Source organism: Amycolatopsis sp. La24 (assembly GCF_029087445.1).
Lineage (GTDB): Bacteria > Actinomycetota > Actinomycetes > Mycobacteriales > Pseudonocardiaceae > Amycolatopsis > Amycolatopsis nivea.
This window is the reverse complement of sequence record NZ_JARACH010000027.1, coordinates 63308-87392: the sequence shown is the minus strand read 5'-3', so window position 1 is coordinate 87392 and position 24085 is coordinate 63308. Positions and strand designations below refer to the sequence as shown.

Here is a 24085-nt window from a genome sequence, read left to right as displayed (position 1 = left end):
GGCCGACGCCGGAGCGGGCCGTGACACCATGCACGAACCTCCTGCCTCCGGGTCGACCTGACGGTCCTGGTCCTTCCAGGTTGGCACAGTGTGCGCGGGCGGACTGGGTCGAAGTGTAGGGCGAACCGTGGCAGGCTGGGTCGACGACCATGGCTGGCACACGCGTGGTGGGAAGGTCGGCAGAGATGACAGAGACTCCCCAGGCTTCCGGGAGCCCCCGGAACTCCGGGGCCCCTGACCCGGATTCCGTCCCGGCGAACGAGGTCGCGGCACTGGAGCGGCTGCTCGCCGCGGTCCACGACCTCGGGGACGGCAACTTCCGGCGGCGGTTCGTGGCGCACGGCGACGGGATCACCGCCCGACTCGCGTCGGCGTTCAACGACATCGCCGAGCGCAACCAGCGGCTCGTGACGGAACTCATGCGCGTGCGCGGCGAGGTGGGCCAGGAGGGCAAGCTCACCGAACGCGTGCGCACCGAGATCGGCCCCGGCGGCTGGGCCACCGCGGTCGACACGGTCAACGGGCTGATCGAGGACGTCAGCCGCCCGGTCGTGGAGCTGGACCGGGTGCTGGGCGCGGTCGCCGAGGGCGATCTGTCGCAGCCGATGGCGCTGCAGCTGGACGGCCGTCCGCTGCGCGGGCAGTACGCCGAGCTGGCGAAGACCGTGAACGGCCTCAACGCGCAGCTGTCGCGGTTCGCCGCCGAAGTGATCCGGCTGTCCCGGGAGATCGCCGGAGAGGGCCGCCTCGGCGGTCAGGCCGAGGTCCCCGGCGTGGCCGGGACGTGGCGCGACCTCACCGACTCGGTCAACTTCCTCGCCGACAACCTCACCGAGCAGGTCCGGAACATCGCGTCGGTCACCACCGCGGTGGCCCGCGGCGACCTGACGCAGAAGATCAACGTCGACGCCCGGGGCGAGATCCTCGAGCTCAAGAACACCATCAACACGATGGTCGACCAGCTCTCGTCGTTCGCCGACGAGGTCACCCGGGTGTCGCGCGAAGTCGGTTCCGAAGGCCGCCTGGGCGGCCAGGCGCGCGTGCCGGGCGTGGCGGGCACCTGGCGCGACCTCACCGACTCGGTGAACCTGATGGCGGACAACCTGACCGACCAGGTCCGCAACATCTCGCAGGTCGCCACGGCGGTCGCGGCGGGCGATCTGACGAAGAAGATCGACGTCGACGCGCGGGGCGAGATCCTGCAGCTGAAGACGACGCTGAACACGATGGTCGACCAGCTCTCGTCGTTCGCCGACGAGGTCACCCGAGTCGCCCGGGAGGTCGGCTCCGAAGGCCGCCTCGGCGGTCAGGCGGAGGTCCCCGGCGCGGCCGGCACGTGGCGCGGCCTTACCGACTCGGTCAACCAGATGGCCGACAACCTGACCGACCAGGTCCGCAACATCTCGCACGTGACCACCGCGGTCGCGAAGGGCGACCTGACGCAGAAGATCACCGTGGACGCGCGGGGCGAGATCCTCGAGCTCAAGACCACGATGAACACGATGGTCGACCAGCTCTCGTCCTTCGCCGACGAGGTCACCCGAGTCGCCCGCGAGGTCGGCACCGAAGGGCAGCTGGGCGGCCAGGCCACCGTGCCCGGGGTCGCCGGCATCTGGCGCGACCTCACCGGCTCGGTGAACTTCATGGCCAACAACCTCACCGCGCAGGTCCGGAACATCGCGCAGGTCGCGACGGCGGTCGCGCGGGGCGACCTGACGAAGAAGATCGCGGTCGACGCGCGCGGCGAAATCCTCGAGCTGAAGACGACGCTGAACACGATGGTCGACCAGCTCTCGTCCTTCGCCGACGAGGTCACCCGAGTGTCGCGAGAGGTTGGCACGGAAGGAAAACTGGGCGGTCAGGCGACCGTGCCGGGCGTGGCGGGGACCTGGAAGGACCTCACCGACAACGTCAACTTCATGGCCAACAACCTCACCGACCAGGTGCGGAACATCTCCCAGGTCACCTCGGCCGTGGCGCGCGGCGATCTGACGCAGAAGATCACCGTCGACGCGCGCGGCGAGATCCTGGAGCTCAAGAACATCCTGAACACGATGGTCGACCAGCTGTCCGCCTTCGCGGACGAGGTCACCCGGGTCGCCCGCGAGGTCGGCACCGAAGGGCGGCTGGGCGGCCAGGCGCGCGTTCCGGGCGTCGCGGGGATCTGGAAAGACCTCACCGACAACGTGAACGTCATGGCCGACAACCTGACCGTGCAGGTCCGGAGCATCGCCACGATGGCGAGCGCGGTGGCGAACGGCGACCTGTCGAAGAAGATCTCCATCGACGCGGCGGGCGAGGTCGCAGCGCTGGCCGGGACGCTGAACGACATGGTCGAGACGCTGCGCGCGTTCGCCGACGAGGTGACGCGGGTTGCCCGCGAGGTCGGCACGGAAGGCATCCTCGGCGGTCAGGCGCGGGTGCCCGGCGTGGCCGGGACGTGGAAGGACCTGACCGAGAACGTCAACTTCATGGCGCACAACCTGACCAGTCAGGTGCGGAACATCTCGCAGGTCACCACGGCGGTCGCGCGCGGCGACCTGTCGCGCAAGATCGACGTCGACGCCCGGGGCGAGATCCTGGAACTCAAGACGACGATGAACACGATGGTCGACCAGCTGTCCGCGTTCGCCGCGGAGGTCACCCGGGTCGCCCGGGAGGTCGGCACCGAGGGCAAGCTGGGCGGTCAGGCCGAGGTCGAAGGCGTGTCCGGCACCTGGAAGCGGCTGACCGAGAGCGTGAACCAGCTGGCGGGCAACCTGACCACGCAGGTCCGCGCGATCGGCCAGGTCGCGACGGCGGTGACCGCGGGCGATCTGACCCGGCACATCACCGTGGACGCGTCCGGCGAGCTGGCGGACCTCAAGGACAACATCAACCAGATGATCGCGAACCTCAAGGAGACCACCTCCGCGAACCGCGAACAGGACTGGCTGAAGACGAACCTGGCGCGGCTGTCCGGGCGGATGCAGGGCCACCGCGACCTCGCGTCGGTGGCGACGCTGATCCTGTCGGAGCTGGCCCCGCTGGTGAGCGCGCAGCAGGGCGCGTTCTTCATCGCGCACGACGATGAGGACGCCGGCGACCCGGACAAGCTGCTCGACTGCATCGCCGCCTACGGCCTCGCCCAGGCGCGCACCGGCCTGCGCTTCCGGCTCGGCGAATCGCTGATCGGCCAGGCCGCGGTGGACCGGCGGACGATACTGGTCAACGGCGCTCCTCCGGAGTACGCACTGGTGTCGTCCGGGCTCGGCTCGGCCCCGCCGGTCAACGTGATCGTGCTGCCGGTGCTGTTCCAGGGCGAGGTGCTCGGCGTGCTGGAACTGGCGTCGGTCAACGAGTTCTCCGCGGTGCACCTGGATTTGCTGGAGCAGCTGCGGCACACGATCGGCGTCAACGTGAACACGATCCTGTCGAACTCGCGCACGGAAGCGCTGCTGACCGAATCGCAGCGGCTGGCCCAGGAACTGCGCGCGCGGTCCGAGCAGCTGCAGGCCCAGCAGGGCGAACTGCGCCGGTCGAACACCGAACTGGCCGAGAAGGCGGCGCTGCTGGCCCAGCAGAACCGCGACATCGAGGTCAAGAACATCGAGATCGAGCAGGCCCGCCAGGAGCTCGAGGAACGGGCCGGGCAGCTGACGGTCGCGTCGCAGTACAAGAACGAATTCATGGCGAACATGTCGCACGAGCTGCGAACTCCGCTCAACAGCGCGCTGATCCTGGCGAAACTGCTGTCGGAGAACCCGGAGGGCAACCTCACGGAGAAGCAGATCCAGTTCGCGAAGACGATCTGGGCGGCGGGTTCCGACCTGCAGCAGCTGATCAACGACATCCTGGACCTGGCGAAGGTCGAGGCCGGGAAGCTGGACCTGCAGATGTCCGACGTGACGCTGCCGGAGCTGGTCAACTACGTCGAATCGCTCTGCCGCCCGCTGACCGCGGACAAGGGCCTGGAGTTCGCCGTCATGATCGACCCGCCGGTGCCGGGCAGCGTCCACACCGACGAACACCGCCTCCAGCAGGTGCTCCGGAATCTCTTGTCGAACGCCGCGAAGTTCACCGACGAGGGCGGCGTACGCCTGCACATCCGGATGGCAGACCCCGAGGAGGTCGAACAGGAGTCGCTGCGCTCGGCGGCCGGGATCATCGCGTTCGGCGTCGAGGACACCGGCATCGGCATCCCCGAGGAGAAGCTGGAAGTCATCTTCGACGCCTTCCGCCAGGCGGACGGCACGACGAGCCGCAAGTACGGCGGCACCGGCCTGGGCCTGTCGATCAGCCAGCAGCTGACCGAGCTGCTGAGCGGCGAACTGCGCGTCAGCAGCGTCCCCGGCAAGGGCAGCACCTTCACGCTGTACCTGCCGGTCGGCGCCGCGAACCTGATCGCCCCGACGACCCCCGTGCGCCCGACCCCGAAGCTGCCGGTCCTGCCGAGCACCATCACCGTGGCCGAACCGAACAGCGCCCCGAAACGCTTCAACGGCGAAAAGGTCCTCATCGTCGACGACGACCTGCGCAACGTCTTCGCCCTCGCGGCGGTCCTGGAACAAGCGGGCCTGGAAGTCATCTACGCCGACACCGGCGTGGCCGGAATCCGGGCGCTGGAACGCCACGAGGACACCGCGTTGGTGCTGATGGACGTGATGATGCCGGAACTGGACGGCAACGCCACCATCGCGGCCATCCGCGCCGAAGCGGCCCACGAGGACCTGCCAGTGATCGCCGTCACAGCGAAGGCAACGGAGGAAGACCGCGAACGCACGCTGGCTTCGGGAGCGGACGACTACATCACGAAGCCGGTGGACACTGACCTGCTGCTGGACGTGATCGCCGCCCGCCTGGAGGCGGACGCGGCGTCGTCTTCGAACTCGGAAGTGCTTGGAGCGGGTGACGGGAATCGAACCCGCGTAGCTAGTTTGGAAGACTAGGGCTCTACCATTGAGCTACACCCGCAGCGCCCTCGGTGACCCGGGAGCGAAGCAAGCTTAGCGTGCCCGCTAGGGTGGGTCGTACACCCCCCGGGTACCTGGGCTCCGGAGGCCTTCATGAGGCTCCCGGACCACGGGCTTCGGGGGTGCCGGGATGTGGCGCAGCTTGGTAGCGCATCCGCTTTGGGAGCGGAGGGTCGCAGGTTCAAATCCTGTCATCCCGACCGAGAGGGGCTGGACCTGCGGGTTCAGCCCCTTTTTCGTGCCGCCGGACGCGTCCGCCCTTCTGTTTGAGGTTTCACCGCCGGGCCGAGCACTGACCTTGGCTCCGCTCGCCTGGTAGGCCTTGATCGACGAGTGATCTACGCCACTCGAGGCGGAGCCAAGAGCTCTCGCACCCATCCGCGGCTGCTGCGACACCGTGCACTCTTCCGCACTTGGCTCGCCGACCCGATCGCATGACCTGGCATCGGCACCACCGGAGCAATCGCCACGCCGCCACCGATTCAACACCAAGTATCAGACGGATCGGCTTTCGCGGTGTTTCCATGCTTCGAACAGGGCGAGCGCCAGCCAGTGACCGCAGCTTCGAGCCATCTCCTCTGCCGTCACCTGCTCGAAGTCAGTGCTTCGACGAAGCGGGTCGGCTCCGCGAGCGAGAAGATAAGCCGTGAGATCGACATGCAACGGATTGCCCGTCTGCACATGACCATCGCCTTCGACGTCAATGGCATGCTGCAGGAGCGTCATGCCGTTGCATTCTTCGTCGACATCGACACCTTGATCCAAAAGGTCCCGAAGAGCCGGAAGATCGCTCATCTCTACCGCAATATGTGCGGGCGTCATATACTCGACCACAACAACATCCTATCCACCACTGGTGATCTCTGCGTCGATTCCCGGAAATTCTTAGGCGATCGACGAAGTAGGTCAATATTTGAGCTCGGTATCCCAACCACGCGGACATCCGTCCGAACCGACTGTGCTTCACTCTCTGGCGAGGCGAATTTGCACGGCTTCGCCTCCGAAGTTCGCTTCAGCTCCAGCCCGCCGGGTTCGATCCCGTCTCGTAGTCGACAGGGCTGACGTGTTCCCAATCTTTTCCCGTCGAGCTCTCGTAGGCGTGTTGCGCGACGTAGAGCAGGAATTCGGCCTCTGGTCCACCGGCACCGGTGTACGAACCGAATTTTTCCGGGTCTTCGAGAACAGATCGGTAGGCCTGCTCCCCCGCCAGCACCACCGCTGCCCGGCAGTACAGGAAGGAATCGCTGGAGAGAGGCAAACCGGTGACGGCTGACGGCACCGCGGCGAGCTCGGACCGGTCCAGGTCGTAGAGACGCTGGGCGAGGATGTCCTCGAACTTCTTGATCTCAGCTTCGTCGCGCCTGCCGAGTTCCTCTTCCAGGGGAGCGAAAGCGGCCTGATCCGTCGCCGGAGGGTCCTGCCGCACCAAGGAGACGAGTGCCCAGAACTCGTGGTCGTCCATCAGGGCCTGTTCCTTCCGGGCGAGTTGACGGTATTGCCGAGATTACCGATGCCGCCGAGTCGCGGACGCTGTTCGACCATTCGAGGCTCCCGTCGCGCGGAGACAAGATCCCCGAAATGTAGGACCTCGGCGAAGGCGTCACTGTCCAACGGCGGAACACGTCCAGATCAGGCGGCGAAATCATCGACTTCGCCACGCCGCTCAAAGAGAAGGTGCACGTTGATGGATGAGCCAGGAACGCGAGCGCGGAACGATGTCGAACGGGTCGTTCCGCTGGATTGGCTGATCGCCAACACAACACGGGTGGTTCCCGAAAACAGCGACCGCTTCACCGGATTCTTCGCCTCCGTGCTCGAGTACCTGCTCCGCGAAGGTCTGATGGTCGTGGGCGAGATCGGCGACACCGGATTCGAACCCTGGCCGCCCGTCGCCGTCGAAGACGACCGTGGACCGGGTCGTCCGCGGCTGCCAAGCAGTCAACTGGACACCCCGGCTCGGGCTGTACTGGCTCGCCAACACGCCGGGAGGGGTGAGCCGGGCTCGGCGACCAGGTCGTGGTGGGGCTGATGGAGATCCAGCATGGCCCTGACAGCCCCCGATGAGGTTTTCGCGCCCCACCCGTCTGTATATGTGCGATCGCCACACAAGGGAGGCTGACATGACCCGGAAACTGATCTTCGGCATGAACCTGACGCTGGACGGCTACATCGCCGCGACGGGAGACGACATCGGCTGGAGCGGGCCGCCGAGCGAGGAGTTGTTCCAGTGGTGGCTTGATCAGGAGCGCGCGAACAGCATGTCGCTCTACGGGCGCAAGCTGTGGGAGGCGATGAGTTCCTACTGGCCGACCGGCGACCAGCAGCCGGGCGCCACGGCGGCGGAGGTCGAGTTCGCGCGGAACTGGCGGGATACGCCGAAGGTCGTGTTTTCGTCGACGATCGGACAGGTCGGCTGGAACGCCCGGCTGTTCGCTGGCGACGCGGTCGCCGAGATCGCGCACCTCAAGGCAGGCGACGGTGGGCCGCTGAGCGTTGGCGGCGCGACGCTCGCCGGGGCGGCTATGCGGGCGGGGCTCGTCGACGAGTACGCGGTAGTCACTCATCCGGTTCTCGTGGGTGGCGGTACGCCGTTCTTCAGCGCGCTGGACAACTGGGTGAACCTGAATCTGGTCGAGACGCGGACGTTTCCCGGCGGCGTGGTGCTGACCCGCTACGCGACCAGGCGGTGATCACAGGGTCGCGGCCAGGCCCAGCCATGGTTTGTCGGCGACCTCGAATCCGGTGAGTTCGGCGATCTTTCCGTCGGCGATGTGCAGGACCGCGAGGTTCAGCAGCCGGTACGCCGGGTCGTCGGCGGTCCGGAGGTAGAGCGCGGCGGCGGGCATGCGGTTGACCGTGGTGGCGATGCAGCGCCAGTCGTCGTAGCGCTGGAAGAGGCCGCCGGATACCCAGCCGTCGACGGCGTCCCGGGCCGTTGTGATCACGGTGCCGGGGTCGGGCAGCATCGCGAAGCGCAGGTCGTCGCGGAGCAGGGACATGAGGCGGTCGAGGTCGTTGCGTTCGTGGGCGTCGATGTACGACTTCACCACGGCGCGCTCGTCTTGCGACAGTTCGTGGGTGGTGGGGCTGCGCCAGTCCAGACGGCGGGCGGGTAGTTGCTCGCGCATTGTCACGCGCGCCCGTTGCAGTGCGCTGGTTACCGACGCGACGGTCAGCTCGAGGGCTTCCGCGGCTTTCGGTGCCGGCCAGCCTAGGACGTCGCGCAGGATGAGGACTGCGCGTTGCCGCGGCGGCAGGTGCTGGACGGCGACGATGAACGCCAGCTCGATCGTCTCCCGCGCTACCACCGATTCCTGCGGATCCTCCGGGAGCATCCGGTCGGGGTACGGCTGCAGGTACGGGAGCTCAGCGCCCAAGAGGCCGGACGGCACGGGGGTGCGGTCGTTGCGTTTGTCCAGGAAATCGAGGCAGGCGTTGGTCGCGATCCGGTACAGCCAGGTTCGCAGCGCAGCACGGCCGTTGAAGGACTCCCGTTTGTTCCACGCTCGCAGGAAGGTCTCCTGCGTCAGGTCCTGGGCGTCTTCGTAGTTCGCGAGCATTCGGTAGCAGTGCACTTGCAGCTCACGCCGGTGGCGCTCGGTCATCAGCGCGAACCGCGCTGGGTCGTCGGTGTCCGGCGGGCTCATGGTCGTCGATCCTTCCACCGCGGAGAGGGGGTCACCAGAACTGACGACCGGGCGGAGGATTTCTCATCGGTCCGCGAAGGACCCCTTGCGGGAATCCCAGTCCCGCAAGGGGTCCTTCACGGCCGACGCGCGGGATCAGTCAGTGGCGAGAGCCCGGGTGGCGGGACCGATCGCCGCCCAGCCGCCGGACTGGGCGTTCCAGCGGTAGATGCCGCCGCTGTTGATGCCGTACACGCCGTCGGCGTTGGCCGCGAACGCGTCGCCGGAGCCGCCGATGCGGGTCCAGCCGTTGCCGGTCAGCAGGTTGACGTCCTTGGTGGCCGGTTCGATGCCGAGCAGCGTGTGCGCACCCGCGTACAGCGCGCTCTGCGCCTTGCCGACGCTCGCCCATGCGCTGCCGCTGCCGGTCCAGTGGTACACGCCGCCGCCGTTGGCTCCGTAGATGCCGTCGTCGTTGATCGCGAAGCCGCTGCCGGAGGTGCCGATCTTGACCCAGGTGCCGGGTGCGGTCATCAGGTAGAGGTCGCCGGTGCCGGGCACGGTCCGGGCGAGCAGGTGGCCTGCGGCGTAGAACGCGGTCCCGGCGGGGCCGACCGTTTCCCAGCCGGTGCCGGTCCAGCGCAGGACGCCGCCGCCGTTGTAGCCGTAGACGCCGTCGGCGTTGACCACGAACCCGTCGCCCGGGCCGCCGATCTTCGCCCACTGGCCGGGGGTCCCGGTGTAGCGGTAGACGTCGTGAGTGTCGGCGCGGGTCGCGACCACGGCGCTTTCCCCGGCGTAGACCCGGTCGAACCCGGTGCCGAGGGTCGTCCAAGTGCTGCCGGTGCCGGAATAGGCGAGGACCGCTCCGTTGGCGTCGACGCGGTACAGACCGTGGTGTCCCGCGACGGTGTGCGCCGTGATCCAGTCGCCGAGGTCGTCCACGCGGGCGGCGCTCACCGCCGGGTTGGTCGCGGTCTCGCCGAGGCAGTTGTGCTGATACGAACCGGTGATGACGCCGGTGATCCGGCCGTCCGCGGTGAACACCGGCGCTCCGGCGTCGCCGCGGCACACGCCGCTCGTGCCGGACGCTTCGAGGGCCAGTCCGTGCTCCGGAGCGCCGGCCGCGATGGTCAGCGAAGCCGACTGCGGAGCGTCCGGGATCCATTCGGTCGCCGTGCGGCCGAACCCGGCCACCGTCACCTGCCCGCTCGACGGCGGCGGCGTCGCGGCGAGATTCCCCACGCTGGCCCCGAGAACCGGCGCGACCAGCCGCAGCAACACGACGTCGCGGTCGGTCCGCGTCGCCACCCGGTCCACGGCGATCTGCCGGGTCGGCTTCCCGGTTTCGGTCACCGCAGCGTTCACGGCGACGGCAGGCGGCGCGCCGTCGACCAGTCCGTCGCCGGCGTGCGCCCCGGTCTTGCCGGTGAGGCACGACGCGGTCGTCAGAATCCATTGCGAGGAAACCAGGGTTCCCGTGCAGGCGTGGCCGCCGCTGGTCGCGTCACCCCCGATCGCGAGCCGGACCAGCGAGGACGCCGCGGCACCGGTGACCGGCGCACCCCCGGCCACCGCGTTCGCCGGCGCCGCGGCGGCCAGCAGCCCCGCTGCGGTCACCCCGGCGACACAGCCGGCCAAGCGCGAAGCTTTCCGGTTGAACACCATGAAGAAACCCTTTCGTTCGGACGCCGAATTCCTCCGATTACCGGCCACAGAACAGCGAGGCTTTTCCGCACTCGCCGATTACGGCCGGTCCACGCCGGGGAATCCACCGCGACACGGGAAGCCATTCCTCCATGTGCCGCATGCCCCTCCCCCGTTTGCCGACGCGCCCCATCCCCTGACGCGCCGCAGATACCATCGCGCACATCAGGCCGCCATTACCGCAGCACGCGGTGACGTACCCCACATTCCACGGGCTCTGGACACGCGGTTAAGATGCGGCGCTTTGTCGGCGTCCGAGCAGACAAGAATTGTCAGTTATTTCGCCGCGGCCTTTTCCGGGTTCTGCATTTCCGCACGAAACCGACCTCAGGCGTTGCCGTTCTCCGAGCCCCCGCCGAACTTGGCCCACACCTTGCTCGCGGTGTCCGCGACCGTCTCCCCGACGTCGGTGAAGACCTTCGTCAGCGGGTCCGCCGAGGCGGTCCAGGAATCCTTGTACGACTTCGCCGCGGACTTCAGGTCGTCCTTCCAGTCCGTGGCGGGCGCGTCGTCGTCCCGGCGCGGGTACTCGCCGGTCAGGATCGCCCGGTACTCCTCGGACGCGGCCCATTTCTGCAGCTGCGTCGCCCGGACCACGGCGAACGGGTGGGTTTCGGTCTCGACGTACTTCAGCTTCAGCAGGCTGTCCCGGATGTCTTCGCCCGACTCGTATTCCGCTCCCTGCTGGAGGAAGGACGGGATGTCGATGCGGGAAGGGTCGACGCCGCCGGCGAGCTGGATCTGCGCGCGCAGCGCGGCGGTCGGGTCCTGGCCGCAGAGCAGGCCCGCGCGGTCGCAGGACAGTTCGGCCTTGCGGTACCACTCGCTCAGCGCCGCGATGATCGCCCGGATGCCGAGCGCGCTGACCGGCGTCCAGGACATCGACATCTGGAGGTTGATCAGGCGCACCATGATCGTGCGGTAGACCGCGTGCCCGGACAGCACGTGCCCCATTTCGTGGCCGATGGCGAACCGCAGCGATTCGTGGCTCAGCCGCTCGACGAGCGCGGTGCTGATCCGGATGAACGGCTCGTCCATGCCGAGCGCGGACGCTTGCAGCCGCGGGTCCTGGTAGACGAACAGGTTCGGCACGGCGGGGAGATCGAGCGTTTCGGCGCATTCGTGGCGCAGCCGGTCGAGTTCCGGATACTGCTTCGGTCCCACGCGAATCGACGACGCCAGCGCCATCAGCCGTTCGCCGCGTTCGTTGTAGAAACCGGAGACGGCCTTGATCACCTGGGCGAATCCGGGCATCGCGCGCAACGTGGCGAGCGCGCCGCGGTCCACCGGGTGTTCGTAGGCTCTCGGGCTGATTCCCGGAAAACGGACGGCGGCCCGGCGCACCGGTTCGATTTCTTCAGTCATCGCTCCCCCAATGAAGTCGTTGACAGCAGCCTACTCAACGACGATCACCGGCCGATTCCCCGGCGCTGAACTGCTGTTTCCCATTAACGAAAACGCAGTGGATCACGCAAGGAATATCCGCGTTGTCCAGACCACTGCCCGCGCCGGGCCGGCGGTCGCCGCTGTGCCCGTCCGGCGGGATCGGCCGGATTGGCTACGATTGGGCCACGACTGCGGGGGAGGCGGCGTGGCGCAAGGACCTGAAGAGCCCATCCCGGGCGTGGACCTCGACCGGCCCAGCGTGGCGCGGGTTTACGACTGGTATCTCGGCGGCACGGCCAACTGGGCCATCGACCGCGAGTTCGGCAAGATGGTCCTCTCAACCTTCCCGGCCGGGATGTACTGCGCCCGGGCCAACCGCGCGTTCCTGCACCGCGCGGTGCGGCATCTCGTGCGCCTCGGCGTGCGCCAGTTCGTCGACATCGGGTCCGGCGTCCCGACGATGGGCAACGTCCACCAGATCGCCGACGAGGTCGCGCCGGATTCCCGCGTCGTCTACATCGACCGCGAACCCGTGGCGGTCGCGCATTCCCGGATCCTGCTGGAGCGCCACGGGGATCCCGAACGCCACGCGGTGATCCAGGGCGATCTTCGCGAACCGGACGAACTGTGGCAGTCCGTCGCGGACACCGGCGTCATCGATCCCGGGCGGCCGCTGGCGCTGCTGGTCACCGCGGTCCTGCACATCCAGCAGCCCGGCCCGGACGGGCGCGACCTCGGGCCGGAGGCCATCGCGCGGTACCGGGAAATGCTGCCCTCGGGGTCGTATCTCGTGCTGTCGCAGATCACCCACGAGGGGTTGCCCGAGGACATCGCCAGGCAGTTGCGCGCGGTGATCCAGCTGTACGACACCAATGTCAGCAAGCACGTGCTGCGCTCGAACGCGGAAATCCGCGCGTTGTTCGGCGATTTCGAGATGCTGGACCCGGGGGTCACCTGGACCGCCGCCTGGCATCCCGAGGAAAGCGGGGTCAACACGCCGGTGGTCGACTTCGCGGATCCGAGCGAGGCGGCGATGCTGGCCGGGGTCGCGCGCAAGCCCTGATCCGCGCCGAAACCGCCTCCCCTAAGCGTCACGGATGCAGGTCAGCCCGCAGCAGCATGGCGTTGCGAAGGATCCCGTCCGGCGGGGCGGTCGTGCCGCCGTCCGTGGTCACGTAGAAGGCTCGCCCTTCCTGGCCCGGAACCCAGGCCGCGCTGGACGGCCCGACCAGGCGTTCGTCGAACGGCTCGCCCGCGATGTGCCGGACTTCGCTGCCGTGGCGCGGAATGAGCGGCACCCGGTCGAGCGTGTTGGCGCGATGCCTTGTCACGTAAGCGAATCCGGCCTCGTCGTCCAGGGCGAAGTCGTCGGCGTTGTCGATCGCGGCGACGAATTCCGCGCCACCGGCCGGGTCTAGCGTCTCGGGATCGACCGGCACTCGCATGAAGACTTTCTGCGCGGTGGACGTGTAGTAGAGGTAGCCGGTCCGCGCGCTGTACCGGACGCCGTTGACGCCTGGCTGCCGCGGCGGGGCGATCTCGGCGTCCGGGTCGTCGGCCATGGTGTCGTGGGCCAGCCAGACCCGGGCCTGCCCACTACGAGCGTCGGCATCGAGGTCGACGCGCCAGATCAGCCCGGCGAAGCAGTCGGCGACGGCGAGTACTCCGCGGCCGAGCAGGCAGCTGCCGTTGAGTGCGCGCACCCGGTCGTCGAAGGTGAAGACGACCTCCGGGGCGACCGGTTCGCCGGGCGTCCAGCCGGTGAGGTCGAGCCGCACCAGATGCGATTCGTGGGTGGTGTAGCCCTCGGTCAGGCTGAGCACGAAGACGTCCGGCTGCACCTCGACGATCCCCGTCACGGGGTGGTCGAAGCGGTGCACGAGAACGGGTCGCTGCGGCTCCGGCACGATCCACAGCTCCTGCTGCAGGAGGACGGTGACCAGCACCGAACCGTCGGAGCGGACGGCGAGGTTTTCCGGGAAGTACTTCTCCGGGAAGGACGCGACCGGGGTCAGCGTGACGTCCGGGACGGGAGTCATGGGCATGGCGGGGGTCTCCTGACGCTAAAAGAGGACGGACATCCGCTTTTCTTTTACGCTAGGCTGCCCCGGCGACGGGTGTCAAGGCGAGGAGCGGACGTTGCCGAGGGTGAGCCAGCAGTACAAGGACGACCAGCGCGGGGAAATCCTGGCGGCCGCGCGCCGCTGTTTCCTCCGCGACGGCTTCCACCGCACGTCGATGCAGGACGTCTTCACCGAGGCGGGCAAGTCCGCGGGCGCGGTTTACCGGTACTTCCCGAAGAAGGAGGACATGATCGTCGCGGTCGCCGCGCAGAACCTCGACGACGTCACCGGCGTGCTGCGCGCTGCCCTCGCCCGCGGCGGCGAGCGCGGCGTCGGCGAGGTGATGGCGGAACTGCTGGAGGCCGTCACCGGGCTGCATCGCGACCGGGAACTGGCGAGCATGGCGGTGCTGGTTTGGTCGGAGGCCCAGCGCAATCCGGAACTCGCCGAGCGCCTCGCCGCCGCGTCGGCCGAGATGAGTGCCGAGGTGGCCGGTCTCGTGCGCAGCCGCCAGGAGGCCGGGGCCTGGACCGGTGTGCCGGCCGAGGCGCTCGCGCAGGCGATTTTGGCGCTGCTGCCCGGGTTTCTCTTCAACCTGGCACTGTCCGGACCGGACGGAGTGGCCGGATTCCCGGACGCGGTCCGCACACTGTTGCCGCAGTGAACCTCGCTTGACGCCCGGCGGGTTTGCATCTGCCGCGGAGAACGAGTGAGATGCCCTGATGCTCAACCCGTCCGAAGTCGCCCCGGTCCCCTGGCGCAACGGCGCAGGCACCACCCGCGAACTCGCCGCCGACGCCGATCCCTCCCGGTGGCGGATCAGCGTCGCGGACCTTCTCGAAGACGCGCCGTTCTCGTCTTTTCCGGGAATCGACCGGCTTTTCACCGCTCTCGGGCCGCTCCGGCTGACCGTCAACGGGACCACGACGGATCTCGAGCGCGGCGACCAGCTCCGGTTCGCCGGGGAGGACACGGTCAGCGTCACCCTCGATCAGCCGACCCGCGCGCTCAACGTGATGACCCGGCGCGGGCTGTACCGAGCGGAGGTCGTCCTTCGCTCCCCCGCGGAGAACGACCCGGACGGGGCGGTCGCGTCGGTCGACCTCGGCCAGCAAATCGCCGATATTTTCCTCACCACGCTGGCATGATGCAGCGATGACCAGCACTGCCCGGCGCATGTTCGAGCTCCTGGAGCCGATCTGCCTCGTCACCTTCTTCGCCGACGAGTGCAACGAAGAACTGGCCGCACTCGGCCACCGCACCTATTGGGACGGATACTTCGCCAGCCGGGCCGCGCCGCTGGGGCGGGTGCCGGCGGAGGTCGTCCACGCGGCGTTCTACAACTTCGCCGAAGGCGAGGCCGCGCGGCACATCCCGAGCGCGTGGGAGACGATCCCGCCCGAGGCTTCCGTCGCCGCGCGGGAACGAGGCAGCGCCGCGTCGGTGCGCCGGATCCTCGGCGACGAACTCGCCGGTTCCCCGGGTCTGGTGCGCGCCGCCGACCTGACCGCCAAAGCCGCGACGAGCGCGCCCACCGTGGGTCGGATGATGTACGCCGGGATGCGCACCCTGCCGATGCCGAGCGATCCGGTCGCGCGATTGTGGCATTCCGCGACCATGCTGCGCGAGCATCGCGGGGACGGGCACATCGCCGCGCTGGTCAGCGCGCGGATCGACGGTGCGGAGGCGCACATCCTGTCCGCGCTGGAAATGGGCATCCACCCGCCGGAGTCGTTCGGGCGCGTGCATCACCTGCCGAAGAAGCGGCTGGCCGCGATCATGGACGGCTTGCGCGAACGAGGTCTCGTCGACGCGGAGGGTCGGTTCACCGACGCGGGCCGTGAAGTGAAGCAGCGCATCGAGAGCTTGACCGACGAGCTTGCCGCCGCGCCGTACGAAGCTCTGTCGGCGGCCGAACTCGACGAGTTGATCGCCGCGCTGGAACCGATCACGGAGAAGCTGGTGGCCGCCGGATCGCGGTGACGCGACAAGAGTCCGGCTCATTTTCGATTCATGCCCGCTCGGCAATGCTTTAGCCTCGTCCGGTGGACCGGGGAGGCTACGCGATGGCGCTGGAGTTCCGGGTGCTGGGCGAGGTCGGCGCGACCGCGGACGGCGAGGTGCTGGCGGTCGGGCACGCGCGGCAGCGGCTCGTGCTGGCCGCGTTGCTGCTCGACGCCGGGCGCGTCGTTCCGGCCGATCAGCTCGTGACCCGGGTGTGGGGCGAGCATCCGCCGTCGCGCGTCGCGAACGCGCTGCAGACCTACGTCGCCCGCCTGCGCCGGGTCCTGCATCCGCACGGCGGCGGGATCGAACGGCGGTCCGGCGGATACGTCATCCCGCTGCCCAGCCCCGACGCGCTCGATCTGCACCAGTTCACCGACCTGGTCGGCCAGGCCCGCGCGACCGCCGACGACGCCGAGGCCGCGCGGTTGTACGAGCGCGCCCTCGGCCGGTGGCAGGGCGACGCGTTGCTCGGGGTCGATTCGGCGTGGGCCGACAACGTCCGGCATTCCCTTGCCCGCCAGCGCACTGCCGCCGAACTCGACTACGCCGACCGGCAGCTGCGTCGCGGACAGCACGGCGCCGTTCTCGGTCTCCTCGCCCGGCGCGCGGACGAATACCCGCTAGACGAACGCATCGCCGCCGCTCTCATGCGCGCCCTCCACCACAGCGGCCGCACCGACGAAGCCCTCGCGCGTTACCAGCGCACCCGCACGATGCTCGTCGACGAACTCGGCGCCGACCCGTCGCCGCACCTGCGCGCGGTGCACGAGGAAATCCTCGCCGCCCAAGCTCCCGGCCCCGCGCCGCTGCGGGCGTGGGCCGCGCCGGTCCCCCAGCAACTCCCGTCCCCGCCGCCGCGATTCGCCGGTCGCGAAGACGAACTCCGGCACCTCGACACCCTCGCCGAACCACACGCCGCGGTGCCCGTCACCGTCCTGCACGGCGGTGGCGGAATGGGCAAAACCGCCCTCGCGCTGCACTGGGCCCACCGGCAAGCGACTGCGTTCCCGGACGGCCGCCTCTACGTCGACCTGCGCGGCTTCAGCCCGGACGGCGACCCGACCGCGCCCGACGTCGCGTTGCGGGGTTTTCTGCACGCGCTCGGCGTCACCGGCTCCGCCATCCCGGCCGAACCCGACGCGCAGACCGCGCTCTACCGCACCCTTCTCGCCGAAAGACGCGTCCTCGTCGTCCTCGACAACGCCCGCGACCCCAGCCAGATCACGCCGCTGCTGCCGGGCGAGCCGAGTTGCGCCGTCGTCGTGACCAGCCGCAACCGCATGACCAGCCTGACCACCACGCACGGCGCCACTCCGTTGGCGGTCCGGCCGCTGCCCGCGGCACACGCCCGAAGTGTCCTGATCGACCGGCTCGGCCCGGACTACCTCAACGCTGACCCCGAGGCTGCCGAACAACTCGTCACCCGCTGCGCCGGTTCTCCGCTGGCACTGGGAATCCTGGCCGCCCGCGCCGCCGAACACCCCGACTTCCCGTTGGCCGCACTGGCCGCCGAACTCACCGACGTGAGCGCGCTCGACGACGGCGATGCCAGCGTCGCCGCAGTTCTGTCGTGGTCCTTGCGCGCTCTCCCGCCGCAGCACGCCGAGGTGTTCGAATTGCTCGGGCTCGCTCCCGGACCGGACATCAGCGTCCGCGCGGCCGCCAACCTCACCGGCTTGCCCCCGAACGCCACCGCGGCGATTCTCCTTGCGCTGGAACGGGTTTCACTGGTGGAGCAGGACGCGCCCGGCCGCTACCGGATGCACGACCTGGTCCGCCTTTTCGCGAGGACCCACACCAGCCTTCCCGCCGAGGCGCGCACCGCGGCGCTGGTCCGCGTCATCGGCTACTACACCGGCACCGCGCTGGCCGGAAACCGCGTCCTGCATCCGCACGGCGTCCTCCCACCCGGCATCGACACCGGACACGATCATCCCTATCCGCATCCGCCGGCGAGCACCGGCGAAGCTCTCGACTGGTTCGACGCGGACCACGATTGCCTTCTCGACGCCCAGCGCATCGCCTCCGCACACGGGTGGCACGAACCCGCGTGGCAGATCGCCTTGGCGCTGACCGCCTATCACTACCGTCGCGGATTCCTGCACGAAGACCTCGCGGTCTGGCCCATCGCGGTGCAGGCCGCCGACGCGCTCGGGACTCCGGAAACCCGCGTCCTCGCGCACCGCCGCTACGGCCTGGCCTGCGCCCGCGGGGCCCGGCACGACGACGCCCTCGCCCATCTCGCCGAAGCGCTGGATCTGGCTGACCGCGGCGAGGACCAGCGCGTCCGGGCGATCATCGAACACGATCTCGCCCAAACCTGGGAACTGCACGGCGACCAGCGCGCCGCGCTCGAGCACGCCCAGCGCTCGCTGGAGCTGTTCCGCCCGCTCGGCAATCCGGTGTGGGAAGCGCAGGCCCAGAACGGCGTCGGCTGGTATCTCACCCTCCTCGGCCAGCACGAGCAGGCCCGGCCGCACTGCGAACGCGCGCTCCAGCTTTACCGGACTGCGAACCACCCGGCGGTGGCCGACGTCCTGGACAGCCTCGCGCACATCGCCCACCACACCGGCCGCCACATCGACGCCATCGAGCACTATCGCGAAGCACTTGCGCTGTACCGGGAATCCGGGAACACCTACCTGGAAGCCGACACCCTCGAACACCTCGGCCACACCCACCGCGCAATGGGCGACTCCGGCAAGGCGCGCTCGGTGTGGCAGCTGGCGCTCGATCTTTTCCGCGCCCAAGGCCGGTTCGCGGAGGTCAATGCGGTGGAAACGGCACTGGCTCGGCTCGATGCCGGAAAGACCCGGCCCGCGCCGCACTGAACGTGCGTCCCCTAGCGATCGCGCCGCAGCAGCGCGTGTCCGGTGAGTTTGCGGTCCGCCGCAAGCAAATACGCTACCGGCGATTTCGCCATCTGCTGCCGCCGTGCCTTCGTCTTCCCTGCCAGATAAGGCACTAGCGTCACCGCGACCGCGGCACCCGCTACCGCCAGCTGTCCGCCCGCCGCAGCGACGCTGCCGAGTACGGTGCCCGCCGCCGCGTTGAGGTCAATCTTCTGCACCAGTGTTCCCGCGGACGCCTCGATGCCCATGCCGCGCAACGCTTTGCGGAGTTCGTCCAGCTGCGGCCGGGTCCGGGTTTCGTACAACGCACACAGATGCGCCGCCGCCACTTCCAGGTTCTCCGCTTCCGCGGCGGCTTGCAGCTCCGGGCCGAGGCTCGCCACGTGCGCCTGGAACGCGGCGAGTTCGGCCCGGTGCTTTTCCCGGAAACTGATGAGCTTGTCCGCCGGCACCCGGTCCACATGGGACGGTTCGAGCACCGTCTCGAGCGCGATCTGCAGGTAGGCGCTGGAAACGTTCTCCACCGCCGGCACCGGAACGTGCTCGTCGAACACCAGCGACACCAACCGGTCCAGCGCACCGGTCGCGTGATGCATGCGCGGGTCGTCGGTGACCGGCGACAGCGCTTCGCGGTGGCTCATCGCGTCGGCCAGCACCGCGAGGTAGATGGAAGCCAGTTCCGGGTCGAGACCGACCCACTGTCCGTCCATCGGCACCGCGAGGCCGAGCCGGACCAGCCCGTCCCGGAGCCCACCGGTCATTTTCGCGCCCGGCCCGCCGACCGGGACCGCCGTCAGCACCTCGACCGGCGGCGGCCCCATCACCATGTGCTGGGTGATCGGCGGCGCATACCCTCGCCAGCCTGGCCCGCTCGGGTCTCCGTCGCACGACCGCGGCTCGTCCAGCCCGTAGCGGTCGAGCAGGCGGCCGGGGTCGGCGTCGAAGATCTCGCCGAACGACTCGGCGACGACGTTCAGCACGGCGGCGCTCGGCGCGGTCTCCACCAGGAAATCGGTCTCGCCGCGGAGACGGCGGACAAGGTCTCCGTCCCGGTCCGGCGCCGCGGGCGGGCGCATCCGGGCCAGCCGGTCCCAGGTCAGCAGCGCGAGCTTGAGCCAGTTGTCGTTCTGGAAGTGCGTCCACGGGTAGTACAGGCCGAACGACGGCATGCCTGCTCCTTCACCTGGATTCCGACATCCGGCAAGCTGGGTCCGTGCCCATGGAATCAGCGATCGACAACCACGCCAAGGCCCAGTTCGACTACTTCATCGACGAACACCGCGAAGCGCTCCAGCACTGTCTCGACGGACTCACCGAGGAGCAGGCCCGCCGGAGGCTCGTGCCGTCGAAGACCACGCTGCTCGGGCTGGTCAAACACGTGACCTTCGTGGAGAAGGCCTGGTTCGACGAGGCCGTCACCGGCCGTTCGCGCGCCGAAATCGGGATCCCGGAGACACCCGACGAATCATTCGTCCTCACCGACGACGACACCATCGCCTCCATCCAGCAAGCGCACCGCGAGGCGTGCGAAGCCGCCCGTGAAGCCACCGCGCCGCTCGAACTGACCGACATCCTCCCCGGCAACCGGCGCGGCCCGCTGCCGCTGCGGTTCGTCTACCTGCACGTACTGCGGGAACTCGCACAGCACTGCGGGCACGCGGACATCCTCCGCGAGCAGATCCTCGCGGAGGACGGCGCATCGGCTACTTCTTGACCGGATAAGCCTTCGGCGAGCCGTCCTGGTCGACGCCCGCCGCGGCGTACTTGCTGACCCAGTCCGGCACGAAGCCCACCTCGGTGGACAGGTCCTTGCCGGTCTTCGCGTCGAGGACGATCGGCTGCTTTCCGTTGGTGTAGCCGTACAGCGCGCCGTGCCAGGCGACGGTCAGGCCGCCCGGCGCGACGCGGTTCGCGGCCTGGTCCGGGAGGCTCCACAGTTTGGTCCCGGCCTTCGCGTCGTACGCGGTCAGCACGCCAGAGTCGGTGCAGGCGAGCACTGACTGCTCGTCGTACAGGCAGTCGCCGTAGGAATCGGGGCCGAGGTTCCGGGTGCCTTCCACGGAGAACTTCTCCGCGCCGGTCGCCGCGTCGAGGAACTTCAGGAAGGCGTGGCCGCTGCTGTACTCGTTGGCCTTCAGGACCACCATCGCCGGATCGGCGGGCAGGATCTCGACCGCGCTCGATTTGGCGGCGCCGACCCATTTCTGCTGGCCGGTGGCGATGTCGAGCGCGGTCGCCTGGACCATCGACTCGTTCTCGGCGACATTCGAGTCGACCCCGACGACGACGTCGCCGTTCACGCTGCCCGCGTCGTAGTCCTTGCGCACCCACAGCTGCTTCCCGGTCGCCGGGTCCAGCGCGACGGTGAGGTTGCCCTCCGACTGCGCGAAGCTGGCGATCACGGCCTTGCCGGTGGCCGCGACGACGTGCGTGACCGAACGGTCGCCGCTGATCCCGTACTGGTCGTCGGCGATCTTGGTGTTCGTCTGCCAGACCTTGGCCCCGGTCTGCGGATTCACCGCGATGACGGCGAGCGCGAGGTAGCCGGGCGTCGTGCCCTGCTCGGGCATCCGCAGCGGGACGGCTCCGACGGCGAGCTGGTCGGTGACGAGCGGCGGACGCGGTCCGCTCTGCTCGACGAACGGGCCCTTGTGCGCGTTCGGGTCGGCGGCCGGGCCCTCGATCCTGGTGTTCCACTTCTCGCGGCCGGTGAGGACGTCGACCGCGCTCAGCGATTCGGGGGCGATGATGTAGCCAGTGCGGTCGCGCAGCGTCATGAACTTCGACGTGACCGAGCCGCCCATGTTGGCCTGCAGCGCCGTGCGGGGCAGCGCGACGCCCTTGCTCGTGTCGAACGCCATCGGCGGATCGGCGGTGACCGCTTCCGGCTCTGCGGACGAGGCAGGCGGCTGCCCGGCCGGTCCGGCCTGGTCGGTGGGCAGGGCCGGGGCCGCCCCGCCGCCGCACGCGGCCGTGGCTGCCAGCACCCCCAGACAGGCCGCAGTGATCAACATTCGCCGCATCGGTGTCCCCATTCTCCCGAATGACTGCTCCATCCGGAGTCGTCCGGGAATTTAGCCGACGGAACAGCCGCTTGCGCACGAAATCACGCAAATGCGCCGAGAAAGGCGCCACCGGCCCGAGCGGACCCCCGGACGGGTGACGCACACCCACCCATCCGCGCCCGGTCCGGCTGCGAATGCCTGGCATGACCTCCCGTCTGCGGTTCCTTCCGGCAGCGCTGTGCGGCGTGCTCGCCCTGGTCTCGGCGCTGGCCGCCGGGCACCTGGCCGCATCGTTCGGCAACGTCAACGCCTCGCCGTACCTCGCGGTCGGCAACGGAGCCATCGACCTGACCCCGCTGCCGCTGAAAGATTTCGCGGTGCGGACCTTCGGCACCTACGACAAAGCCGTCCTGCTCGGCGGCATGGCGGCGGTGCTGGTGGTCGTCTCCGCAGCGGCGGGACTGCTGTCCCGGCGGAAGCCGTGGCCGGGTGTCACGATCATTGTCGCGTTTGGACTGATCGGCGGGGTCGCAGTCGCCGCACGGCCGGATCTGACCGCGGTCGCGTTGCTGGCTCCGCTGGCCAGTCTCGTCGTCGGGGTCGCGGTTTTCCTTCTGCTGCACCGAATCGCGGCGCGACAGCAGGCGATGGATTCGTCGCGCCGGTCGTTCTTGCTCGGCAGCGTCGGCACCGTCGTTGGGGCCGGAGTTCTCGGCGGTGCCGGGCAGGCGATCAGCGGAACGAGAGATGCCGCGGCGTCCCGGGAGGCGGTCGGGCCGCTCGTGCCCGCGGTTTCGGCTCCGCCCATTCCCGCCGACGCGGATTTCGCCAAACTCGGCACCCCGGCGTTCCTCACGCCCAACCGGAACTTCTACCGCGTCGACACCGCGTTGTCGGTTCCGCAGGTGCGTACCGAGGACTGGAGCCTGCGGATCCACGGGATGGTCGACCGGGAAATCCGGTACCACTACCGCGATCTCCGCGACCGGCCGCTGGTCGAGCGCACGGTGACGATGACGTGCGTGTCCAACGAGGTCGGCGGCGACTATGTGTCCACTTCGAACTTCGTCGGCGTCGATCTCGCGGATCTGCTGGCGGAAGCCGGGGTCCAGCCGGGCGCGGAGCAGCTGTTCTGCTCCAGTGTGGACGGTTGGACGTCCGGCACCCCGGTCGCGGCCGCGCTGGACCGTTCGCGCGGCGCGATGCTGGCGATCGGGATGAATCGCGAACCGCTGCCGCTGGAGCACGGTTTCCCCGCGCGCCTGGTCACTCCCGGGCTCTACGGGTACGTCTCGGCGGTCAAATGGGTGGTCGACATCGAGGTCACCACGTGGAAGGCCCGGCAGGCGTACTGGCTTCGCCGCGGCTGGGGCGAGCAGGCGCCGGTCAAGACCGAATCCCGGATCGACACGCCCAAGGGATTCGCCACCGTTCCGGCCGGGGCGGTGCGGATCGCCGGCGTCGCCTGGGCGCAGCACACCGGGATCGCCAAGGTGGAGACCAAAGTGGACGGCGGGCCCTGGCAGCCGGCCACCTTGTCCGCCGAGGTGAACCGGAACACCTGGCGGATGTGGTGGACCCAGATTTCCGTCAAGCCCGGCACGCACCAGGTTTTCGTGCGCGCGACCGACAACTCCGGCTACACCCAGACCGAAGCCCGCGCCGGAACCGTGCCCGACGGGGCGACCGGATGGCATTCCACGACTTTTATCGCTTCCTGACCAATCCGGTGCCGGCCCGGCGCCGAATCCCTGTCGAACAATCCACTGTGAACGGAGAATTGCCGTGAAGACCCTTCGCCTCGCCGGTATCGGCGCCGCTGCCGCCCTCGCCCTCACCGCGTGCGGCACCAGCACCGACAACAACGCCTCGGGAAGCTCCCCGTCGGCGATGCCCTCGTCGATGCCGTCCTCGGCGCCGATGTCCAGCAGCGACTCCGGTGTCACCACCAATGCCGACGTGTTCGGCCCGGCCTGCTCGAAGCTGCCGCAGGGCAGCGCGCCGGGTTCGCTCGACTCGATGGGCCCGCAGCCGGTCGCGTCCGCCGCCTCGACGAACCCGCTGCTCACGAAGCTGGTCGCGGCGGTCAAGGCCACCAACCTGGTCGACACCCTCAACAGCCAGCAGGCGATCACCGTCTTCGCCCCGGCCGACCCGGCGTTCAACGCGCTCGGCGACGCGAAATTCAAGGAGCTGGCGGCCAACCCGAACCAGCTCGCGCCGATCCTGCAGTACCACGTCGTCGGCAAGCGATACGACGCCAAGGGTCTCGAACAGGCTGGCACGGTCACCTCGCTGAACACCGCGGGCGGCCCGCTGAAGATCGAGGGTTCGGGCGAGAACATGACCGTCAACGGCGCGAAGATCCTGTGCGGCAACATCCCGACCAAGAACGCGACCGTGTTCGTCATCGACAAGGTGCTCACCCCGGGCACCAACAAGAACTGAAGCCACCGGGCCCGGCGCGCCTCCCCGGCGCCGGGCCCG

The 24085-nt window shown here is 69.0% G+C and carries 19 protein-coding genes and 2 tRNA genes; 12 read left to right on the top strand and 9 right to left on the bottom strand.

The features are described 5' to 3' along the window. Nucleotides 1-419: 419 nt before the first annotated feature. Nucleotides 420-4928 carry a HAMP domain-containing protein gene (locus PUT80_RS24745; protein WP_238608284.1) on the top strand — a complete coding sequence of 1503 codons (4509 nt, stop codon included), beginning with the start codon at nucleotides 420-422 and terminating at the stop codon, nucleotides 4926-4928. Here the strand turns inward: PUT80_RS24745 and PUT80_RS24740 are convergent. Then, nucleotides 4880-4953, bottom strand: a tRNA-Gly gene (locus PUT80_RS24740). The genes PUT80_RS24745 and PUT80_RS24740 overlap by 49 nt on opposite strands. Before the next feature lie 125 nt (nucleotides 4954-5078). Here PUT80_RS24740 and PUT80_RS24735 point away from each other — a divergent pair. After that, nucleotides 5079-5152 (top strand) — tRNA-Pro (locus PUT80_RS24735). A 295-nt stretch (nucleotides 5153-5447) separates the two neighbouring features. On the opposite strand, the gene PUT80_RS24730 is transcribed toward PUT80_RS24735, so the two are convergent. Further along, nucleotides 5448-5786, bottom strand: coding sequence for an ankyrin repeat domain-containing protein (locus tag PUT80_RS24730; protein ID WP_275293654.1), 339 nt, complete (start codon nucleotides 5784-5786; stop codon nucleotides 5448-5450). A 178-nt stretch (nucleotides 5787-5964) separates the two neighbouring features. Then, on the bottom strand, nucleotides 5965-6414 hold the full coding sequence (locus PUT80_RS24725) for a DUF4240 domain-containing protein (RefSeq protein WP_275293653.1): 450 nt from the start codon (nucleotides 6412-6414) through the stop codon (nucleotides 5965-5967). Nucleotides 6415-6636: 222 nt separating this feature from the next. On the opposite strand from PUT80_RS24725, the gene PUT80_RS24720 reads away from it, so the two are divergent. Both PUT80_RS24720 and PUT80_RS24715 read left to right on the top strand, forming a co-directional pair. Continuing rightward, nucleotides 6637-6981, top strand: a complete 345-nt coding sequence (locus PUT80_RS24720) for a hypothetical protein (RefSeq protein WP_275293652.1) — start codon at nucleotides 6637-6639, stop codon at nucleotides 6979-6981. 91 nt (nucleotides 6982-7072) lie between these two features. Continuing rightward, nucleotides 7073-7642 carry a dihydrofolate reductase family protein gene (locus tag PUT80_RS24715; RefSeq protein WP_275293651.1) on the top strand — a complete coding sequence of 190 codons (570 nt, stop codon included), beginning with the start codon at nucleotides 7073-7075 and terminating at the stop codon, nucleotides 7640-7642. Here the strand turns inward: PUT80_RS24715 and PUT80_RS24710 are convergent, their stop codons facing one another. The 3 genes from PUT80_RS24710 to PUT80_RS24700 form a co-directional block, all read right to left on the bottom strand. Next, nucleotides 7643-8599 carry an RNA polymerase subunit sigma-70 gene (locus PUT80_RS24710; protein WP_275293650.1) on the bottom strand — a complete coding sequence of 319 codons (957 nt, stop codon included), beginning with the start codon at nucleotides 8597-8599 and terminating at the stop codon, nucleotides 7643-7645. Between the two features lie 135 nt (nucleotides 8600-8734). Continuing rightward, on the bottom strand, nucleotides 8735-10246 hold the full coding sequence (locus PUT80_RS24705) for a trypsin-like serine protease (protein WP_275293649.1): 1512 nt from the start codon (nucleotides 10244-10246) through the stop codon (nucleotides 8735-8737). Between the two features lie 366 nt (nucleotides 10247-10612). Beyond that, nucleotides 10613-11650, bottom strand: a complete 1038-nt coding sequence (locus PUT80_RS24700) for a M48 family metallopeptidase (protein ID WP_134729633.1) — start codon at nucleotides 11648-11650, stop codon at nucleotides 10613-10615. A 259-nt stretch (nucleotides 11651-11909) separates the two neighbouring features. Between PUT80_RS24700 and PUT80_RS24695 the strand changes: the two genes are divergently transcribed. Next, nucleotides 11910-12734, top strand: a complete 825-nt coding sequence (locus tag PUT80_RS24695) for an SAM-dependent methyltransferase (RefSeq protein ID WP_078870499.1) — start codon at nucleotides 11910-11912, stop codon at nucleotides 12732-12734. A 28-nt stretch (nucleotides 12735-12762) separates the two neighbouring features. Here PUT80_RS24695 and PUT80_RS24690 read toward each other — a convergent pair whose 3' ends face one another. Next, on the bottom strand, nucleotides 12763-13716 hold the full coding sequence (locus tag PUT80_RS24690) for a hypothetical protein (protein WP_275293648.1): 954 nt from the start codon (nucleotides 13714-13716) through the stop codon (nucleotides 12763-12765). 103 nt (nucleotides 13717-13819) lie between these two features. Between PUT80_RS24690 and PUT80_RS24685 the strand changes: the two genes are divergently transcribed. The 4 genes from PUT80_RS24685 to PUT80_RS24670 all read left to right on the top strand — a co-directional run bounded on the left by PUT80_RS24685 (nucleotide 13820) and on the right by PUT80_RS24670 (nucleotide 18572). Then, nucleotides 13820-14398 carry a TetR/AcrR family transcriptional regulator gene (locus PUT80_RS24685; protein ID WP_275293668.1) on the top strand — a complete coding sequence of 193 codons (579 nt, stop codon included), beginning with the start codon at nucleotides 13820-13822 and terminating at the stop codon, nucleotides 14396-14398. A 58-nt stretch (nucleotides 14399-14456) separates the two neighbouring features. Continuing rightward, nucleotides 14457-14882, top strand: coding sequence for a HutD family protein (locus PUT80_RS24680; RefSeq protein WP_238605090.1), 426 nt, complete (start codon nucleotides 14457-14459; stop codon nucleotides 14880-14882). Between the two features lie 7 nt (nucleotides 14883-14889). Then, the gene (locus tag PUT80_RS24675) at nucleotides 14890-15717 is read left to right on the top strand and encodes a hypothetical protein (RefSeq protein ID WP_037813959.1); all 828 of its coding nucleotides are present in this window, start codon (nucleotides 14890-14892) and stop codon (nucleotides 15715-15717) included. Nucleotides 15718-15779: 62 nt separating this feature from the next. Beyond that, nucleotides 15780-18572 (top strand): BTAD domain-containing putative transcriptional regulator, encoded by a 2793-nt coding sequence (locus PUT80_RS24670; protein WP_275293647.1) that lies wholly within the window; start codon nucleotides 15780-15782, stop codon nucleotides 18570-18572. A gap of 11 nt (nucleotides 18573-18583) precedes the next feature. On the opposite strand, the gene PUT80_RS24665 is transcribed toward PUT80_RS24670, so the two are convergent. Further along, nucleotides 18584-19762 carry a DUF6236 family protein gene (locus PUT80_RS24665; RefSeq protein WP_275293646.1) on the bottom strand — a complete coding sequence of 393 codons (1179 nt, stop codon included), beginning with the start codon at nucleotides 19760-19762 and terminating at the stop codon, nucleotides 18584-18586. Between the two features lie 50 nt (nucleotides 19763-19812). Here PUT80_RS24665 and PUT80_RS24660 point away from each other — a divergent pair, with 50 nt between their 5' ends. After that, nucleotides 19813-20307 carry a DinB family protein gene (locus PUT80_RS24660; protein WP_037813966.1) on the top strand — a complete coding sequence of 165 codons (495 nt, stop codon included), beginning with the start codon at nucleotides 19813-19815 and terminating at the stop codon, nucleotides 20305-20307. Here PUT80_RS24660 and PUT80_RS24655 read toward each other — a convergent pair. Next, on the bottom strand, nucleotides 20297-21616 hold the full coding sequence (locus tag PUT80_RS24655) for a PQQ-binding-like beta-propeller repeat protein (RefSeq protein WP_158714494.1): 1320 nt from the start codon (nucleotides 21614-21616) through the stop codon (nucleotides 20297-20299). The genes PUT80_RS24660 and PUT80_RS24655 overlap by 11 nt on opposite strands. A gap of 185 nt (nucleotides 21617-21801) precedes the next feature. Here PUT80_RS24655 and PUT80_RS24650 point away from each other — a divergent pair, with 185 nt between their 5' ends. Then, a complete protein-coding gene (locus tag PUT80_RS24650; protein ID WP_275293645.1) occupies nucleotides 21802-23319 on the top strand; it encodes a molybdopterin-dependent oxidoreductase in 1518 nt (505 codons plus the stop codon). A gap of 64 nt (nucleotides 23320-23383) precedes the next feature. Further along, a complete protein-coding gene (locus PUT80_RS24645; RefSeq protein ID WP_275293644.1) occupies nucleotides 23384-24046 on the top strand; it encodes a fasciclin domain-containing protein in 663 nt (220 codons plus the stop codon). Nucleotides 24047-24085: the final 39 nt, after the last annotated feature.

Coding starts and splice junctions, on each gene's coding strand:
- PUT80_RS24720 (WP_275293652.1), top strand. CDS start 6,637: ATGGATGAGCCAGGAACGCGAGCGCGGAACGATGTCGAACGGGTCGTT.
- PUT80_RS24650 (WP_275293645.1), top strand. CDS start 21,802: ATGACCTCCCGTCTGCGGTTCCTTCCGGCAGCGCTGTGCGGCGTGCTC.
- PUT80_RS24705 (WP_275293649.1), bottom strand. CDS start 10,246: ATGGTGTTCAACCGGAAAGCTTCGCGCTTGGCCGGCTGTGTCGCCGGG.
- PUT80_RS24655 (WP_158714494.1), bottom strand. CDS start 21,616: ATGCGGCGAATGTTGATCACTGCGGCCTGTCTGGGGGTGCTGGCAGCC.
- PUT80_RS24675 (WP_037813959.1), top strand. CDS start 14,890: ATGACCAGCACTGCCCGGCGCATGTTCGAGCTCCTGGAGCCGATCTGC.
- PUT80_RS24715 (WP_275293651.1), top strand. CDS start 7,073: ATGACCCGGAAACTGATCTTCGGCATGAACCTGACGCTGGACGGCTAC.
- PUT80_RS24710 (WP_275293650.1), bottom strand. CDS start 8,599: ATGAGCCCGCCGGACACCGACGACCCAGCGCGGTTCGCGCTGATGACC.
- PUT80_RS24690 (WP_275293648.1), bottom strand. CDS start 13,716: ATGCCCATGACTCCCGTCCCGGACGTCACGCTGACCCCGGTCGCGTCC.
- PUT80_RS24680 (WP_238605090.1), top strand. CDS start 14,457: ATGCTCAACCCGTCCGAAGTCGCCCCGGTCCCCTGGCGCAACGGCGCA.
- PUT80_RS24725 (WP_275293653.1), bottom strand. CDS start 6,414: ATGGACGACCACGAGTTCTGGGCACTCGTCTCCTTGGTGCGGCAGGAC.
- PUT80_RS24700 (WP_134729633.1), bottom strand. CDS start 11,650: ATGACTGAAGAAATCGAACCGGTGCGCCGGGCCGCCGTCCGTTTTCCG.
- PUT80_RS24660 (WP_037813966.1), top strand. CDS start 19,813: ATGGAATCAGCGATCGACAACCACGCCAAGGCCCAGTTCGACTACTTC.
- PUT80_RS24745 (WP_238608284.1), top strand. CDS start 420: ATGCGCGTGCGCGGCGAGGTGGGCCAGGAGGGCAAGCTCACCGAACGC.
- PUT80_RS24665 (WP_275293646.1), bottom strand. CDS start 19,762: ATGCCGTCGTTCGGCCTGTACTACCCGTGGACGCACTTCCAGAACGAC.